Annotated in this window: 17 protein-coding genes, 1 pseudogene, 1 riboswitch and 1 other annotated feature; of the genes and pseudogenes, 11 read left to right on the top strand and 7 right to left on the bottom strand. The window is 39.9% G+C overall.

Annotation, left to right across the window (positions count from 1 at the left end):
* Positions 1-120: 120 nt before the first annotated feature.
* Together ACQKKK_RS23565 and ACQKKK_RS23560 are read right to left on the bottom strand one after the other, a co-directional pair.
* Positions 121-440, bottom strand: a pseudogene (locus ACQKKK_RS23565) (iron chaperone).
* Between the two features lie 316 nt (positions 441-756).
* On the bottom strand, positions 757-1920 hold the full coding sequence (locus tag ACQKKK_RS23560) for an MFS transporter (RefSeq protein WP_427619542.1): 1164 nt from the start codon (positions 1918-1920) through the stop codon (positions 757-759).
* Between the two features lie 820 nt (positions 1921-2740).
* Positions 2741-2977 (top strand) — a binding site (T-box leader).
* A gap of 59 nt (positions 2978-3036) precedes the next feature.
* Here ACQKKK_RS23560 and ACQKKK_RS23555 point away from each other — a divergent pair.
* From ACQKKK_RS23555 to ACQKKK_RS23540, 4 genes are all read left to right on the top strand, one after another.
* On the top strand, positions 3037-4386 hold the full coding sequence (locus tag ACQKKK_RS23555) for an amino acid permease (RefSeq protein WP_427619540.1): 1350 nt from the start codon (positions 3037-3039) through the stop codon (positions 4384-4386).
* A 261-nt stretch (positions 4387-4647) separates the two neighbouring features.
* Positions 4648-5304 carry a phosphatase PAP2 family protein gene (locus ACQKKK_RS23550; protein ID WP_427619539.1) on the top strand — a complete coding sequence of 219 codons (657 nt, stop codon included), beginning with the start codon at positions 4648-4650 and terminating at the stop codon, positions 5302-5304.
* Between the two features lie 416 nt (positions 5305-5720).
* Entirely contained in the window at positions 5721-6050 is a 330-nt protein-coding gene (locus ACQKKK_RS23545; RefSeq protein ID WP_260286719.1) for a PadR family transcriptional regulator, read from the top strand.
* A 2-nt stretch (positions 6051-6052) separates the two neighbouring features.
* Positions 6053-6814: an HAAS domain-containing protein gene (locus ACQKKK_RS23540; protein ID WP_427619536.1), complete on the top strand. Its 762-nt coding sequence runs from the start codon at positions 6053-6055 to the stop codon at positions 6812-6814.
* A gap of 81 nt (positions 6815-6895) precedes the next feature.
* Here the strand turns inward: ACQKKK_RS23540 and ACQKKK_RS23535 are convergent, their stop codons facing one another.
* From ACQKKK_RS23535 to ACQKKK_RS23525, 3 genes are all read right to left on the bottom strand, one after another.
* Positions 6896-8284 (bottom strand): L-cystine transporter, encoded by a 1389-nt coding sequence (locus tag ACQKKK_RS23535; RefSeq protein WP_427619534.1) that lies wholly within the window; start codon positions 8282-8284, stop codon positions 6896-6898.
* Positions 8285-8519: 235 nt separating this feature from the next.
* Entirely contained in the window at positions 8520-9647 is a 1128-nt protein-coding gene (locus ACQKKK_RS23530; RefSeq protein ID WP_427619533.1) for a DUF4179 domain-containing protein, read from the bottom strand.
* Entirely contained in the window at positions 9644-10210 is a 567-nt protein-coding gene (locus ACQKKK_RS23525; protein WP_427619531.1) for a sigma-70 family RNA polymerase sigma factor, read from the bottom strand. Before ACQKKK_RS23525 ends, ACQKKK_RS23530 begins: the two co-directional genes overlap by 4 nt.
* 314 nt (positions 10211-10524) lie before the next feature.
* Here ACQKKK_RS23525 and ACQKKK_RS23520 point away from each other — a divergent pair, with 314 nt between their 5' ends.
* The 6 genes from ACQKKK_RS23520 to ACQKKK_RS23495 all read left to right on the top strand — a co-directional run bounded on the left by ACQKKK_RS23520 (position 10525) and on the right by ACQKKK_RS23495 (position 15908).
* Complete coding sequence (locus tag ACQKKK_RS23520) at positions 10525-11037, top strand: GNAT family N-acetyltransferase (RefSeq protein ID WP_427619530.1); 513 nt, start codon at positions 10525-10527, stop codon at positions 11035-11037.
* Positions 11038-11145: 108 nt separating this feature from the next.
* Positions 11146-11333: riboswitch (cobalamin riboswitch) on the top strand.
* Between the two features lie 191 nt (positions 11334-11524).
* Complete coding sequence (locus ACQKKK_RS23515; RefSeq protein WP_427619548.1) at positions 11525-12604, top strand: FecCD family ABC transporter permease; 1080 nt, start codon at positions 11525-11527, stop codon at positions 12602-12604.
* Positions 12601-13368 (top strand): heme ABC transporter ATP-binding protein, encoded by a 768-nt coding sequence (locus ACQKKK_RS23510; RefSeq protein WP_427619529.1) that lies wholly within the window; start codon positions 12601-12603, stop codon positions 13366-13368. The genes ACQKKK_RS23515 and ACQKKK_RS23510 overlap by 4 nt, the downstream gene beginning before the upstream one ends.
* 27 nt (positions 13369-13395) lie before the next feature.
* Entirely contained in the window at positions 13396-14385 is a 990-nt protein-coding gene (locus ACQKKK_RS23505) for an ABC transporter substrate-binding protein (protein WP_427619527.1), read from the top strand.
* Positions 14386-14542: 157 nt separating this feature from the next.
* Positions 14543-15004, top strand: coding sequence for a VOC family protein (locus ACQKKK_RS23500; RefSeq protein ID WP_427619525.1), 462 nt, complete (start codon positions 14543-14545; stop codon positions 15002-15004).
* A gap of 49 nt (positions 15005-15053) precedes the next feature.
* Entirely contained in the window at positions 15054-15908 is an 855-nt protein-coding gene (locus ACQKKK_RS23495) for a pentapeptide repeat-containing protein (protein ID WP_427619523.1), read from the top strand.
* A gap of 33 nt (positions 15909-15941) precedes the next feature.
* Here the strand turns inward: ACQKKK_RS23495 and ACQKKK_RS23490 are convergent, their stop codons facing one another.
* Together ACQKKK_RS23490 and ACQKKK_RS23485 are read right to left on the bottom strand one after the other, a co-directional pair.
* Positions 15942-16142 carry a hypothetical protein gene (locus ACQKKK_RS23490; RefSeq protein WP_427619521.1) on the bottom strand — a complete coding sequence of 67 codons (201 nt, stop codon included), beginning with the start codon at positions 16140-16142 and terminating at the stop codon, positions 15942-15944.
* An 87-nt stretch (positions 16143-16229) separates the two neighbouring features.
* Positions 16230-16568 (bottom strand): hypothetical protein, encoded by a 339-nt coding sequence (locus ACQKKK_RS23485; RefSeq protein WP_427619519.1) that lies wholly within the window; start codon positions 16566-16568, stop codon positions 16230-16232.
* Between the two features lie 181 nt (positions 16569-16749).
* Here ACQKKK_RS23485 and ACQKKK_RS23480 point away from each other — a divergent pair, with 181 nt between their 5' ends.
* Positions 16750-17487: a MerR family transcriptional regulator gene (locus tag ACQKKK_RS23480; RefSeq protein WP_427619517.1), complete on the top strand. Its 738-nt coding sequence runs from the start codon at positions 16750-16752 to the stop codon at positions 17485-17487.
* Positions 17488-17865: the final 378 nt, after the last annotated feature.

Below are 17865 nucleotides of genomic sequence, written 5' to 3'. Positions count from 1 at the left end.
TTTAAAAAAGATGACCCCTGTTCAATACAGAGATCATCTTCTAGAGGCAGCCTAACCTCTTTTTTTAAAATGTCCTTTACAAAGGGTACAGTTTAATTCGGGGTTCAGTTCACCCTTTTTTTATTTCCGCCAAAAAGTTGAACAGTCTGCCTTATCTAAAATATCATTCTCTCAAGTAATGAGAAATCAACCGGATTATCCCACTTGATACGTAATAACATTTTGCCGTGTTCATAGCCGGCCTGCACAATTTCATCAGAAAAATGCTGAATCCCTGTACCTTCAGGGGAAACAGCCAAATGATGATTGACTACGCTAAAGCCAATAATAAATGTGCCATGATCGGCAAACATTGGCTGATTCCACGCAAATTTTGGAACTCTCTCAGTTACCCAAGTCAAAACTTCTCCCGTTCTCTCCTGATGTTGCGGACTATCAATTCACGCAAAATATTCTGTAAAAGTATCCCTGTCTTTCTCTCCTAAAATAATCATATCCAAATGGGTTATCTCTTCGCCAACTTTTTTATATACATCTTGCCTTTTTTTAAAAACAGTTAAACTTTATCTAAAATCTACAATATGTGTTACGCCCAAAAACAGAAGAGGAAGCTAATACTGATCGCTTCCAAGAAAAATTTAACGGCCTTTCCCCGATTGAATATCGAGAAAAGGCCGCAGCTTGAAATACTCTTTTATTATTGTCTACTTGACAGGGTTATGTGCAAACATGCTCTTTTTAAACAGTTTTTCAAGATTATACAGCTTCCTCCGCAGTATCGAGCCTCTTGCCATATATCCGGTAAAGCACTAGGGCAAATACCATTCCGATAAAGGAGATGGAGGAGATGAACAGGTAAAGGGTCTTGCCCCCAAAAGCCCCATATATGGATCCGCCTATATAAGAAGCAATGATTCCTGAAACGCCGAAGAATAACAGTGCCAGTACGGTCTGGCCTGTGGCACGCCACTCCACGGGAACGATCCGATAAAGATATTGGATGGCAGCCGAGTAGAAGATCGGGAAAGTCAGCAGCTGCATCACTTGCAAATAAGCTAATAGATGTGGATCGGTTATCCACGCAGAGACGAAATAACGGATAAAGAAAAACGCGGCTGCAAACGAAATGATGATGATTTCCTTCCCCTTGCGCAGCCACCAGAAGCTTAGGGCGAATACAACGATTTCACTTCCGGCCGCTAAGAACCAGGTCAAGCCTACAAGCTTGGCACTTCCTCCAAGTTCCCTGATGTACACCCCGAGGAAAGTATCGTTCATCCTTGCTGGGACAGCACAGATAAAGACCAATAGCAGGAAGAGAAGTGTCTCTTTATTGCTGAAAAAATGCTTAAGGCTGCTTAAGGTGACAGGTTTCCCTGAAACGGGTGCATCAGGCATCATCCAGCTGACGATGAAACTGATCAAACCTATGCCGGCAAAAAGGAAGGCCAGGCTGTTTGCTCCGAAATATGACATAACGTAGCCTGTGATCAGCGAGATAACCGCATAACCCAATGCACCATATGTTCGGATGGAACCGTAACTGATCCCAGATTTCTCTGCAATCGTGAAGTTAAGGCTTTCCGTCAGGGGATCGATCGGCATCAAAAAGAAATAGAGCAGCATGGCAAACAGGATAAGCTGAAGATAACTGCTTGAGTCATAGAGAAAATATCCGATTACGCTCGAGAAAAAGATGAGTAACAACAGGACTTTTCGTATAGTCCTCGTTTTGTCGCTGATCATTCCCCATAAAGGCTGGGTGATGAGCGTGACAAAACCTCCTGTACCGATGATGAATCCGATTTGGGCTGGACGCAAACCTTGATCAGCCAGATAGACTGGGAGAAACGGAATGAAAATGGCAAGCAGTCCAAAATATAAAAAGTTAAAACTTTTTAATAATCGTAATGCTTTCATAAAATGTATGATACCTCACGTGTTCTATAGATTGTTGATTTCAACCTTGTTATTGTAACATTGATGACAGAATTTGAAAAAATAGTTTTATTTTTATGGATGGAAATAGACAGATAGGGTTGGTTCCGAGAGGTTCTGGACCCATGAGGGTAGGATGCTTTTCAAAATTCATGACATCGAGGAATTTAGATAGGGAACCCCCTATGCTATCCTTCGCTTTCCAGCTTGAATAAGCTAGGTTTCTGCAAGTCTTGTTCATGGCGCCTATTTGAATGGTTTTGAAGAAGGCGGTTTCTTGTGATTTTTTTAATACGGGCTGCAAGGATTGGGCACGTTGATATAAAACTTCTCCCAATAGGTACATAGATTCTTCCCGCGTTAAAATTTGAATGGTGTCAGAGCAAATTTTAAACAACCATTGCATCTTATTGGAACCTGCATTCTGGAGAAAATTCTGTTCTAATATAAGTATTTTAGAAGTTACGTTTTAACGCCTAAAAGCTACAAGGTAGAATACTAAATTAGCATATATGTAAAAGAGTGATCAAATGAGCAAATCAATCATATCCCGTTTTCCCCAGAAGGTTGGTAGGCTTCTTTTATACTATCCTTTGGGCAAACAAAATCTATAAAGGTTTCAGTGATAACCAACCATACTTTATTCTAAATAGTATTTTACTGATTTTATATAGCTAGCTCACCACAATTCACTAAGAATTGTTTCTTTTAAAATATTATCCTAAGAAAATTATTGACAAATTTACTTCGAGTCCGTATAGTATGGGATATTATTAAAAATATTCAGATATAATTTAATTTTTGAAACGCAATGATCAGGAGTAGTAAAAGCACATCATTCGGTAAAGAGAGCTGCGGGTTGGTGCAACGCAGTCCAATGATACTTTGAACTTGCCTGGGAGTGGTAAAGTGAAAGATAGGAATTATTCCATTCTTTTGTTTTAACGATTGACCTTCGTTACAAGGTTTTTAAAGCAGGGTTCTTAAAAGAGCCAATAAGAGTGGTACCGCGGTAAGCTTAAGGCATATCGTCTCTTTCTTCATTTGATTATGAAGGAAGAGACGATATGCTTTTTTTGATTTTTGGGAGGTAAGGATATGGAAACGGAAAAACGGAATTTACAGAGGACAATGACTTCAAGGCATATTACGATGATGGCATTAGGCGGTGCCATCGGGGCAGGTTTATTTAAAGGAAGCAGTTCAGCCATTGATATGGCAGGACCTTCCGTAATCATTGCGTACTTGATAGGAGGCATCATCCTTTTATTCATCATGCAAGGTTTAGCTGAAATGGCGGTCCGCAATAGCGGTGCACGTACATTCAGGGATTTGGTCCAATCGATTTTAGGAAAGTATCCTGCCTATTTCCTGGATTGGATCTATTGGAAAATGTGGGTATTGAATATCGCGGCCGAATCGGTGGTTGCGGCAATTTTCATTCAATATTGGCTGCCTGGATATCCAATCTGGATACTGGCATTAGCTGTTTCGGTGTTAGTTACTGCGGTTAACTTGCTGTCGGTAAAGGTTTTTGCTGAGACGGAGTACTGGCTTGCTTTAATTAAAATTACCGTCATCATTGTGTTCATCATGGCTGGATTATTGTTACTGCTCGTGACTTTTGGTGATCATACAGCCGTCGGTTTCTCTAACTTGACTGAGCATGGGGGTTTCTTTCCAAATGGATCAACAGGCTTAATCACGGCGATGCTGGTGGTAATCTATTCATATGGCGGAACGGAAATTATCGGGGTCACATTGGCTGAAACGAAAAATCCTGAAAAAGTGGTCCCAAAAGCCGTTCGCAGTACTTTGGTAAGGATCATTTCTTTCTATATCATTCCATTTTTTATCATCGTTAGCTTAATTCCTTGGAATGAAGTAAACGGTGTGCCGGAAAGTCCGTTTGTGATGGTCTTTCAAATGATCGGGATTCCAGGTGCAGACCATATTATGAACGCCGTCGTTCTATTGGCGATCATTTCATCGATGAACTCTGGATTGTATGGTTCATCCCGCGTTCTGTATACACAAGCGGTGGACGGTCGCGTTCCGGAAATCTTTTCACGTTTATCCAAGAAAAAAGTTCCTGTTTTCGCAATATTAATGTGTACGTCGGCTTTATACGGCGGTGTACTGATTTCCTTATTTGCTGGAAGCAAGACCTTCGATTTCCTAATGGGATCGCTGGGATATACCGTATTATTCATCTGGTTGATCATTGCATTCGCCCATTTGAAATCACGTAAACAACAGTCCGGAAAAACAAGTGCCTATTCGGTTAAATGGTTCCCGTATACGACATGGGCTGCGATCATCGCTTTAATAACAATCCTGATCGGAATCATTTTCACGACATCCATAATCGTAACGATCATTACACTTTGCATCTACATTTTCATTACCTTAACGTATGTATGGAAAAAACGCCAAAACAAAATCTAGAGAAAGCAGTGAAATCACGTTTTTACCTTCTCGCATATAAATTTCAGTTCCAAGCCGTGGTATGCATGCCATGGCTTTCCTTATGTCATACAAATGAATCGGAATGAAGGCATTCTTGGTCGATAACTGTAAATAGGGTGAAATATCCATTTTACTAGTTCATGGGAATCATTAACTTTAGCAATTAAAGAGTTAATCTAGTGAAAAATGTTGTATAATAATCTTTGGAAAATAACCAATATATTGAAAGCTGGAGCGAGCATGAAAAACAATTCTATCTTATCCTTTCACCCAATATGTTATTTATTACTTTTAGTGATTACTAGTTCCATCTACTCGGTAATCAATCAATCCACAGGTCACGCTGTCGATGTTACGACTATAATAGATGGGGAGATTCCCTTTATTAAAGAATTTGTCGTTCCTTATTTACTTTGGTACCCGTATATTTATGGATTGCTGGTTTACTACTGTTTCGTTGACCGAAAGCACTATTTTGTGGCATTAGGCAGTTTGGTATCAGGGAAACTTATCTGTTTTCTTGTATATTGCCTTTGGCAATCGACAGTCCCTCGTCCAGAAGTGGTGGGGAACGATATCTTTGCCCATTTAATGCGAATCGTTTATAGTCATGATCAACCTATCAACTGTCTTCCCAGCATTCATGTACTGACTACATTCATCATGATGATCGTCGTCCATAAGCGGAAAGAACAGCATAAATGGGAGTACATCAGTGTCACTACGGTGGGAACATTGATTATCCTTTCCACGCTATTCACGAAACAGCATGCTGTATTGGATGTACTCGCAGGGATACTTCTTGCATGTGGGGTATATGCAGCTGTCCAGTATATGTTCCAAGCGCTATCGGCTTTTCAGGCCAATCATTATGCAGCGAGGCAAATGAAAAAGTGATTACAGGCCATAAAAGAAGGAAATGCCACTGTAAGATATTCACTCCCATGGGCTAATATTTTACAGTGGCATTTTGTGTTCAATCAAAAAAATTGGATATTTATGTTAAAGTGTATAAACAGAATTGAAATAGTGGACATTTAATTTAGGGGAATATGTATCCTCAATTTCTTATTAAACTATCATGTAGTTTAACAATAAAATGGACATTAAAAAATAAGTAGCTTTAATGAATCGCCAAAAATTTTATTATAGCCGGAAAAAGAATAAATCCCACTAAAGGAACAATAAGGAATTAATAACTTGCATTACAAGGTAGTTAAATGTAAAATAAAGTATATCTTTCTTTTTAAAGTAAATATTTTTTGAACTAATACCTTGTTATACAAGATAAAGGGGAAGGTGATTCAATATCCATGACATCAACTCAAATGCTTAAAGGGATTTTGGAAGGTTGTCTGTTAGCGATCATTAAAGAAGGGGAGGTTTACGGGTACGAATTAGCCGAAAAGCTTGGGGGATATGGGTTTGATTCTTTAAGTGAAGGTACCATTTATCCATTATTAATACGTATGCAGAAGGAAAAATTAGTAATTACGACTTTAAAGAAATCAACAGCAGGTCCTAGTCGGAAGTATTACTCTTTATCTGAAAAAGGCGAAAGCGAACTGGAAGTCTTCATTGACCGCTGGAGTAAGCTAAGTTCAAATGTAAATAAAATAGTGAAAAACAAAGGGGGAATGTAAAGGTGCTTGATGTTAACAAAGCGTTATCCAAGGAAAGTCAAAACTTTTTAGAGAACCTCAGATTATACCTTTTTTCAAGTGGAAAGAAAACGGCTGAAATCGAGGATATCATCGAAGAGCTAGAGGTCCATCTTCTTGAAGCTGAAAGGAATAAAAAAAGCGTGGAACATATCGTAGGCAGAAGTCCAAAAGAATATATGGAGCAACTTTCTGATGAAATGTCTGTTGATTTTATGGGATGGCTGAAATATATAGTGATGATTTTAATCGGGGCATTTTCTTATTGGATTATTTCAAAAGCTATAAATGGTGGTATTGAATTTTCATTGTGGGAAATCATCGGTTATCCTTTGGCGGGAATCCTTTCAATAATCTTTTATATGTTATCTTTTAGGTATATGGCTAGTCATAAATTATCCAAGGTAAAGCAAGGTGTACTCCTATATGGACTAAGCATGATCTCGATGGCGTTATTTGCAGGTTTATTTTTGGTTAGTGAGATTTATAGCACAACGTTTATTGAATTTGAAAACACAGGTAATATTATTGCTGTAATACTGGCCATTTCGATATTCATTCTCATATCCTTTTGGAGCAAATCCTGGGTTTCCATCATCATTCCGATACTCCTTTTTGCACCTGAATTTTTATTGAAACAGACCCATTACCAAGGGAACGTTAATTTGATACTGAGCAGTTTGATAACGATGCTGGGTATACTTATTTATTGTGGATATACGATCAGGAAAACGAAAAGCAGTTGAAGTGATTATTATACAAGTTCATTAGCCTATACAAAAAAAGCACCAGACTTCCCATGACAGGAAGTCCGATGCTTTTTTCTTTTACATTTCAGCTTCTATTTTCAAAGATGATTCTTCGCTGAATTGTTGCTTATCCAGGTCGCCCGTTATTTTACTGGTCAGAATACCGGAAGTCATGCTTCCGCTGACATTCACAGCCGTTCTTCCCATATCGATCAATGGCTCGACGGAAATCAAAAGTCCTGCCAAGGCAATCGGCAAGTTCATCGCTGACAATACTAGAATAGCAGCAAAGGTTGCTCCTCCACCTACGCCTGCAACCCCGAAAGAGCTAATAGCTACAATAGCAATTAACATGGCTATAAAGGATGGCGTAAGTGGGTCGATTCCCACTGTCGGAGCGATCATGACCGCTAACATGGCCGGATAGATGCCGGCACAGCCGTTTTGACCAATCGACAAACCGAACGATCCAGCAAAGTTGGCAATTCCTTCAGACACCCCTAGTTGTTTCTGTGTTTGGATGTTCAATGGAAGTGCTCCTGCACTTGTTCTCGAAGTGAAGGCAAACGATAATACCGGGAAGGCTTTTCGCAAATATACCATTGGATTCAATCCTGCAAGCGTCAGCAATAACAAATGAATAAGGAACATGACAATTAGGGCGACATAAGAGGCTCCTACGAATTTCCCTAATTTCAGGATAGCGTCCAGATCACTTGTCGCTACCGTCTTAGTCATGATCGCCAAGATTCCGTAAGGTGTTAAACGTAGAATTAACGTTACCACGCGCATGATGATGCTGTGCAATGTATCTACTATTTTAGCAAAAAATTCAGCATGTTCAGGTTGCTTTCTTTTGACCCCTAAATAGGCAATCCCAAGAAATGCAGCAAAAATCACAACAGAAATAGTTGAAGTCGGACGGGCTCCAGTTAAATCCAGAAACGGATTTGACGGAATCAATTCAAGGATTTGCTGCGGCATCGTTTTATCTTGAATCGTACCGTATGTTTCCGTTATTTGATCCCCACGGCTTAACTCTGCATCTCCTTGCTCAATTTGAACGGCTTCCAAATTGAATACAGTTGCCGAGGTGATCCCCACCGCTGCTGCAATCGCAGTCGTTCCAAGCAGGATTCCGATGATCAGGACACTGATCTTTCCGATATTGCTGGTTAGTTTCAATCTTGTAAATGCCGATAAGATCGAAATGAAGACAAGCGGCATAACGATCATTTGCAGGAACTTAACATAGCCTGACCCTACAATGTTAAACCAATCGACCGATTTAACGATCGCTTCTGACTGGGGTTCATAGAAATACTGTAAAAGAAGTCCGAAGACAATCCCTAAACCAAGTCCAGTAAAGACCCTTTTTGTAAAAGAAACATGTTTCTTATTCATGTAAAATAAAACGCCTAAAAGAACGAGCATTATAGCAAGGTTTAAAAACACATATCCAATCATATCTATTCCTCCTAATTCCGATTAACCAAATGTGAATAATGAATATCTGAAGACTATGATACATCATCTGTTGATTTTTTACCAGAAGAAAATAATTTATTTTTGACTTTTGAAGGGATTCATGTATATATCCATATTCACGAACTGGATTAGAAGGAACAATAAAAAGGAGGCATACATGAACCTTTTCCGCTCTCGGATCAAGGGTTCAGTATACCTCTTATAGTTGAAATTGTTATTTCTTCAAATCAATCATGATATCATCCAATACAAACTCTTTAGGAGCATTTTTTTGTTTTGATGGGAAGGATGACACCTTTTCTTCACCATCTTCTGTTATGGTTACTTCCCCATGGTTCTCTGAGGTGAAATTACGTAACGACAAATGAGGAGTTGCAATCAGTTTCGTAGCATTCTGATCAATTTTTTGGAAGGTTTTACTCCAGCTCATATTATAGGAACCCAAACCCATTCCCCCGTTGCCTTGACCAGAGTAAACATTTCCTAAGTCATCTTTAATGGTCAATTCAACATAGACGTCATCCCACATGTTTTTAACCAAGTCGGAAACTTCTTGATTGTAGTGAACGACAAATGACATCGGTGATATCGCGATTTTTTCAACGGAAACCTTTACTCCATATTGATCTAAACTTTTATTGATGACCTTTTCGTTGCTTTCGGTTGCCTCTAAAGAGAAGGCAAAGTTCCAATTTCCTTTTATCTCTTTATCCATGTCGGTAACACTGATGCTGTCTATATCCCAGTCTATATTTACCTTATCTTCTTTAAGATCTTCTAAGTTACTAGCCGTTAATAAGCCTACATATTTTTTATCAGCTACTTTTGTAACTCCATCCGATCCTGCTTGGGCTTTCATTTCTTTTATATTCGGGCCGGGAATATAGAATGATCCATCCCCCAAATCTTCTTCGCTTTCAATAGTATAAGTGATGGTTACCGTTTTTCCGTCATAAATGGCGTCATTTATCGTGAAAGTAAGGCCATTGCTTTTTTCGGTAAGGCCAATTTCATTGGAGTAGGCCTTATAATCACCGTAAAGACCCTTTCCAGTATTCTTGTTATCATCATTTCCATTACCTAAAAAGCTAAAAATATCTCCTATTAAAGGAATGCTTTTAGCAGAAGCGGTAAACGAGAATCCAATCGTTGCGGTGGATAATCCGAATATAATGGAAGCAGCCAATACATTCTTCTGCCAACGCTTCATTTTTTTCTTCTTGCTTATTGATTTTTTGAGTGATCTTTTGATTTTGGCTTTTTCTAGTTCGGTGACTTCCATTTCCTTAAATTCAGTTTCGTCTATGTCCATATCATTTAATAATTCATAAATATCCTTCATACGAAGCTTCCTCCTAACTTAAGATTCGTAGCTTTTTGACTTAGCTTCTTTTTCCCTCTATAAATACGATTGTCTATTGATGCTTTGCTCAACCCGAGTTTTATCGATATATCCTCATTTTTCAAACCTAGAAAGTACTTCATAATAAAAATATCCCGATCAACAGGTTCTAAGAGATCGATTAACTGAAGCAGTTCTTTTCTGTCTTCCAATATAATTAGTTCATCTTCTACAGATTTTTCTGAATCTACTTCTGTGTAACCTGACGTAAGCTCCATTTTCTTCATGGCTTTTCTGTAGTAATCAATCGCTTTAAACTTAGCGATCGCACAAATCCATTTTCTGAAATCTGTTTTATCCCCATGGAACTTTTTCGAATTGTTCCAGATTGAGAGAAAAATATCATTGATGCATTCTTCAATAATTCCGTCGTTCTTAAGGGGGGAGAGAATTTTATATGTGACCCCCTTGATTAATGGCAAATAGGTATCAACTATAAATTCCAATGCATCCTCTTTTTGGCGTTGCAGCCGCTCGATAAAATTTCTTTCGGTAGACTTCATGATCATGATTCCCCTTATTTTTTTGTAAAAGCTTTTACACCTTATACAACGTATGTAAAAAGATTTATTCTCAACTATTTGTGGAGTGGGTATGATGGGTTCATAGCATTTGGAATGATATGGTATTGAGAGTAGCACGATTTATCAGTTTGTTACAGTGTTATCCAAATGAAAGGTATGCTGACAGCAGTGAAAGATCAAAAAAATATTCTTTATCCATTTATCAGGAAGGATAAGCCCTTGGTTTTATTGAATGATAGGTATGGAAGATATCAGCTCTTATATGCTTAGCGTTTTTGGAAAGGGATGAAGGAATGATGGATATATACATTGATAGGCTTAATGAACAGGATGCACAAGAGTTATTTAAATTTGAGTGCAATAACAGAACATTTTTTGAACAAACGGTCCCAGGCCGGGGAGATGATTATTATAGCTTTGGAACGTTTGAAGTCAGGCATAAGGAATTATTAAAAGAACAAGAAGATGCAATATCTTCTTTTTATCTGATTAAGGATGGTTCAGGCACTATCGTCGGCAGGATTAATCTTGTGGATATCGACCCCATTAATGGTACGGCCCATGTCGGTTATAGAATTGGGGAGAAGTATACGCAAAGGGGAATAGCGAATAAAGCGTTAAAGCTTTTGGTTAATCTTGCGCCGGAATTGAATGTGACTCAAATACATGCCAAAACGACAAGCGACAATTTGGCCTCTCAAAAGGTTTTAGTGAAAAACGGTTTTGAACGGACTTCGATTAATGAGAAAATTAGTGCGGATACCGATCAAAAGCTAACATTCTACCATTATAGTAAGAACCTATAAATCCATATTCCTCTATTAATAGACGGCATTCCCATTTTTTAATTGAGAAAAGATGGGGAGTATACTATACTAACGTTGTATTAATGTTTGGGAAATTTTGCGAGGAATTCATATATTTGCCGCTGGGTGCCTTTGTGTGAACAAAGGGTAACAGGGAATCGGGTGTAAATCCCGAGTGGTCGCGCCACTGTAACCAAGGAGTTTTCTTTCAGGATGTCACTTGACAGTCAGTCAGGGAAGACGAAAGGAAATGTTGATCTGGAAGCCAGGAGACCTACCTAGTAGGCATCACCAATTTTTCCTTCGCTGAGAGGAGAGGTGTTCGAGAGAGAAAAGACGGACTTAGGTCCTTCCGTATTTTTTTTGCTTATACTCGTAACTCGATTCTTTGTTAAAAGGATGGGGTTTTTTTGTGTTGTTTTTTTGAAGGAGGAGTTCATCATTGGGAGAGTCATTGATTAGAAGCTCATTGAAAGAGAGCGGGGATGTGCTTGAAGAACCTCATTTTGAGAGAAAAGCCAAACGCAGGTTTCGTTTCCTGCTATTTTTCTTGCTGTGCATCCTTTTATTATCCGTTACATTCGCTGTTACCCTTGGGCCAGTTAAGATGTCAGCAATAACAGTGTGGAAGATTGCCTTAGGGCATCTGCCTTTTCTCGGTGATTCTTTGGAGGTGAATTGGAGTATCGCACAAGAGCGGATCATTTGGGATATCCGTCTGCCCCGTGTATTGCTCGGTGCGGTGGTAGGTGCAGGATTATCCGTAGTGGGTGTCGTCATCCAGGCATTGGTGCGCAATTCACTTGCAGATCCGTATATTCTGGGCATTTCATCTGGTTCCTCTGTTGCTGCAACCCTTGTCATTCTCTTTGGGGCGCTGCCTATATTCGGACAATATGCGTTATCATTCGGTGCCTTCCTGGGGGCCATGGCTGCGATGCTTTCCGTTTATTTATTGGCTCAAGTGGGAGGGAGAATCCAAACGACAAGGCTATTATTGGCAGGTGTAGCCATTTCGATGATCATGTCGGCTGTCACTAATTTCATTGTCACACTTGCACCAAGAGATTCAGGCATCCGTGAGGCGATGTTTTGGATGATGGGCAGTTTAGCAGGTGCAAAATGGGAATACATACCGATTCCAGCAGTTGTGGTGCTTGTGGTTTCCTTGTTCCTTATCGTACAATCCCGCTCCCTCAATATCTTATTGATGGGCGAAGAAGTCGCCGCGACGCTTGGAGTCAATATGGAAGCCTTCCGTAAAGTTCTGATCATCATTACGTCCCTTGTTACGGGGACCGTTGTGGCTGTAAGCGGTTCGATTGGGTTCATCGGTTTGGTCGTACCGCATTTATCCCGGCTATTGGTCGGGACAGACCATAAACGAGTTCTTTCATGCAGCATATTGATTGGCATGATCCTCGTCATTTGGTCAGATGTATGTGCCCGGCTAGTCCTGGCACCTCAAGAACTTCCGATTGGCGTTGTCACCGCACTGTGCGGAGGGCCATTCTTCATTTGGCTTTTGCGGCGAAGTTCATATTCATTTGGAGGTGGGGGCAAGTGAAATTAGCAATTGAAGAAGTGTCTTATTCAATTCTGGACACTCCTATCATTGAGGATATATCTCTACATATAAAAACTGGGCAGTTCGTCGGGCTGATCGGTCCGAATGGGAGCGGGAAATCCACTCTATTAAAAAATGTTTCCCGGATTGTGGAGCCGCATACGGGATCTGTTCATCTGGACGGTCGTGACCTTTACCGGCTTTCACCGAAACAAACAGCCCGGGAAATGGCGGTTGTCAGTCAAGAAACATCCCTGACCTTCGACTTTAGTGTACAAGAGATGGTTTGGATGGGACGGCATCCTCATAAGCGGTTATTTCAGGGAGATACTTCGACAGATAGACGAATCGTCAATCACGCTTTATCTCGTGTCGAAATGAATGGATTTGAAGACAGGAGTTTCATGAGCTTGTCGGGTGGTGAGAAACAACGTGTCCTCATAGCGCGCGCCCTTGCCCAGGAAGCGAAAATCATCATCCTGGATGAACCAACGAATCATTTAGACATCAGGCATCAGCTCCAATTGCTGGACCTTGTAAAAAAACTGGACATTACCGTCTTGACGGCCCTGCATGATATAAATTTGGCGTCCATGTATTGTGATCATATATACGTCATCCAAAATGGCAGAGTAATCACATCCGGAACACCGGAAGCTGTATTGACGACAGAAATGATAAGGAAGGTGTTCGGGGTGGAGACGGAAATCGGCATACACCCCGTCACGCAAAAAACGCATATCACCTTTTTAGCACATATATAAAATAACAATAGATACGAGGGGTAATATATGACTGGTTACCGAAAGATTTTATTAAGCATCAGTTTATTGGCAATGATGATATTGGCTGCTTGCAATAACTCCGAGGAAGCTTCAAAGGGCGGAGGCAATCAGAGTGAAAAAGGTGGAAAAGAAAAGGTGGTCATCACAAATCTGGGTCATAAATTCACCTATGCAGAGGCCCCCAAACGGGCCGTTTCGCTAAATCAGCATGCGACGGAAATCATGCTTGCATTAGGATTACAGGATTCAATGGCAGGTACGGCTTATTTGGATGACGAAATTTTGCCGAAATATAAAGATGCATATGAAACGGTGCCTGTGCTTTCCAAGGAATACCCATCAAAAGAAGTTTTCTTTGAAGCTGAGCCGGATTTTGCATATGCAGGCTGGAAAAGCGCCTTTACGGAACAAACGTTAGGAACCGTCCAAGAGCTAAAAGAAGCCGGAATCAATACATATATCCAAGAGTCTTCCAATACGTCAACACCGACAATGGTAGATGTGTATAAAGATATTGAGAATATTGGCCGTATCTTTCATGTAGAAGAAAAGGCAGCGGACCTCATCGAAGAGATGCAACGGGATATAAAAGAAACTACAGTAAAAATCGAAGCGGCAGGAAAGCCCAAAAACGTTTTCGTATATGACAGCGGTGAAGAAGTTCCGAAAACGGCAGCAAAAAATAATTACATGAACGGGATCATTTCAATGGCTGGCGGCCAGAACATTTTTGGCGATACGGAAGGGGGATGGCCTGAGGTCAGTTGGGAAGAAGTCGTCGATCGGAATCCGGATGTCATTGCCATCATTGATTATGGCGATATCCCCATAAAGCAAAAAGAAGCATTCTTATTAAATAAAAGTGAACTGGCGGATGTGCCGGCCATTCGAAATAAAGCAATCATCGTGCTTCCTCTTTCAGCGGGCGCTGAAGGGATTCGTGCCCCCCTAGCCTTACGGACAGTAGCGGAAGGACTTTACCCCGAAAAGTTTTAAACCCGGGTGGAAGCTGATCCAGAATAAGGACACGTATGAAACGTGTCCTTATTCACGTTTTTAATTTAATACAACAGAAGGATAATGCGATCGGTTTCTTGAATTATTTGTATGGCTGTATCTTAAATGAAGATTTTAGGAGAAAGGAGAATGTAATATGATAGAAGGTTTATATGAAGCCCATTTACCCGTTAAGAACTTGACCATCTCAATCGATTTTTATAAGAAAATAGGCTTGAAACTAGCTTGGAGGGATGAAGATACTGCCTTCTTTTGGATAGAGGAAAACAAAAGCTGGGTCGGCCTATGGGAAGGGAAAGAATATCAAACTCCGTACCACCCATCACTAAGGCATATCGCCTTTCGGGTATCTTATGAAAATATGAAAAATTCGTTAACTTGGCTTCAATCTCTAAAAATTGAAGTCGTCCCTTTTGGAAAAAGAAAAACCATTGAACCTTTTGTGCGTCCGAACCAAGGAAACGCTTCTGTCTATTTTACTGACCCTGATGGCAATAGCCTGGAACTTATGTGTTCGGTAAAAGTCCCTGATGCATATAAACATATGACCGAACAAATTTCACTTGAAGAATGGGAAGAACTAAAGTCTATCTTATAGAAGAAAACAAAAAAGGATTGGTTTTATATAATAGAAGGAAGTGTAAGGATTGTTTAATCAATTAACGAATAATGATAGTATTCTTAATCATTTACGTGCAGACTGTGAGAATTGTTTTGGTTTGTGCTGTGTAGCTTTGCCTTATGCAAAATCTGCTGATTTTGCATTTGATAAAGATGGAGGTAAACCATGTTCAAACCTGCAATCAGATTATCGTTGCGGCATCCATGAAAACCTCAGAGCAAAAGGATTTAGGGGCTGCACGGTATATGAATGCTTTGGTGCCGGTCAAAAGGTATCTCAACTCACTTATGATGGAAACGATTGGAGAGACAACCCAGCGTCAGCAAAGGAAATGTTTGATGTATTTCCTATTATGCAACAACTACATGAAATGCTTTGCTACTTAAATGAAGCACTGAATTTAGTAGATGCGAAACCACTTCATCGAGATTTGCAGGCTGCTTTTGAAGACACGGAATATCTTACTAAGCAAAGACCAAAGTCTCTATTGGCACTAAATGTACCAGCCCATAGAGCGACCGTTAATGATTTACTACTGCGCACAAGTGAACTGGTACGTGCAAAGGTTTCATTTAAGAAAAGTCAAAAAAAACAGTACAAAATAGGTAGGGGGAGCGACCTTATCGGTGCAAAGTTGAGAGGTGCTGATCTTAGGGGAGCGAACTTAAGAGGAGCTTTGTTTATTGCATCTGACCTCAGGGAAGCTGACATGAGAGTGACTGACCTTATCGGCGCCGACTTTAGGGACGCTGATTTAAGCGGTGCCGATCTCACCGGAAGTTTCTTTATCACACAAGCACAAGTTAACTCGGCTAAAGGCGATATCCATACAAAATTACCGCTTTCTTTAAGCATTCCCGATCATTGGAGATGTAGCTAAGATCGGAACTAACTTTCATGCAGAGCAAATGCTTCACTCACGAGTAAAAGGCTGAAAAGTCCAATTCACGAGTAAAAGGCCGAAACTCACGAGTAAAAGCATCAAACTCACGAGTAAAAGGCTGAAATTCACGAGTAAAAGCGTCAAATTCACGAGTAAAAGGCTGAAACTCACGAGTAAAAGCCGAAACTCACGAGTGAAAGCGTCCAATTTCATGAGAAAAGTCCAATTCATGATTAAAAGCGCCGAATTCACGAGTAAAATGCCGAAACTCACGAGTGAAAGCATCAAACTCACGAGTAAAAGGCCAAAACTAAAGCGTCAAATTTCATGAGAAAAGTCCAATTCACGAGTAAAAGCGTCAAACTCACGAGTAAAAGGTCGAAACTCATGAGTAAAAGCGTCAAATTCACGAGTAAAAAGCCGAAACTTACGAGTGAAAGCGTCAAATTTCACGAGTAAAGTCCAATTCACGAGTAAAAGGCCGAAATTCACGAGTAAAAGGCCGAAATTCACGAGTAAAAGGCCGAAACTCACGAGTAAAAAGCTGAAATTCACGAGTAAAGGCCGAAATTCACGAGTGAAAGCGTCAAATTTCATGAGAAAAGTCCAATTCACGAGTAAAAGCGTCAAATTCACAAGTAAAAGGTCGAAACTCATAAGTAAAAGCGCCAAATTCACGAGTAGAAGGGAATTTTAATGTGTGAATTCTGACTATCATGCGATTCTTCCTTAGGAAGGATCGTCTTTTTAAGTTAGGCGGAAAATTTTCATTTTTCCATTTGACTCTCACGTTGCGTAATACCTTACAGTAAATGATATCGAAAGGAGGTAAGAAGCAGTGGCAATGAAAGTGAAAGAACTAGCCGATTTAGTGGGCATTAGTGTGCGGACACTGCATTATTATGATGAGATCGGGTTATTATCGCCAGAGGAGACAACTGATTCCGGTTATCGCCTTTATTCGAATGAAAATCTTGAGATGTTGCAGCAAATCCTGTTTTTCAGGGAACTCGAAATGCCTTTAAAGGAAATTAAACAAATGATAAGCAGTTCTTCGTTTGATAAACAAGAAGCGTTAAGGCAGCATCAAAAAATGTTACTTGAGAAACGCAGTCAGCTTGATAAATTAATTAACACGGTCGATAAATCGATTAAGCATATGAAAGGGGAAATTCAAATGACGGATAAAGAAAAATTTGAAGGGTTTGACTTCAGTCAGAATCCATATGAAGAAGAAGCCCGCAAGCTTTGGGGAGAAAAAGCTGTCGATGAGTCAAAGGCAAAAGTAGCGGACATGTCCAAAGATGCACAGAAAATTGTGTCGGATATCTATATAAAACTTGCGTCAATCCGAAATGACTCGCCCGAGTCGGTGGAGGCACAAGAAGCAATTAAAGAATGGTATGATTGTTTGAACAATAACTTCGGAACATACTCGCTGGATGCTTTCAAAGGATTAGGTCAAATGTACGTCGATGATCAACGCTTCACCAAAAATATCGACCAATATGGTGATGGTTTAGCAAAATTCATGTGTGATGCGATGGGGCATTTTGCTGACACTAACAAAAATTAAATCTCAAGAATCAGAAATTCCATGATGGAAGGTTGCTCCGGTAACCTTCTTATTTTAAAATCAGGCAATATCTAACCCCTATGGTCTGTACCCGTATGAAAAACTGAATATGAAAATGAATAGTAAAAAAAGGGCCAATGATGGAATGAAACTAACGATCACCAATCCCTTCGCTTCCTTACTTTTCACACTTGTGAACCATTTAAAATAGATGAATAGGAGAATTATTAAAAAGGACCATAAATAATAACCAGTCATAGTGTCGACCCAGGCAGAATTTTTATCCCAGTAAGCGTCAGGTACAGGAGTGATATTCTCATACTGTTTATCAATTTTACTTTTAGTGGTAATGAAGAGATAGGAAATGACAGAGTAATA

Origin of the sequence: Peribacillus sp. NPDC006672 (assembly GCF_050274955.1) — a bacterium.
Taxonomy (GTDB): Bacteria; Bacillota; Bacilli; order Bacillales; family DSM-1321; genus Peribacillus.
The sequence above is the reverse complement of the archived record's forward strand: the minus strand, read 5'-3'. Positions and strand labels throughout refer to the sequence as shown.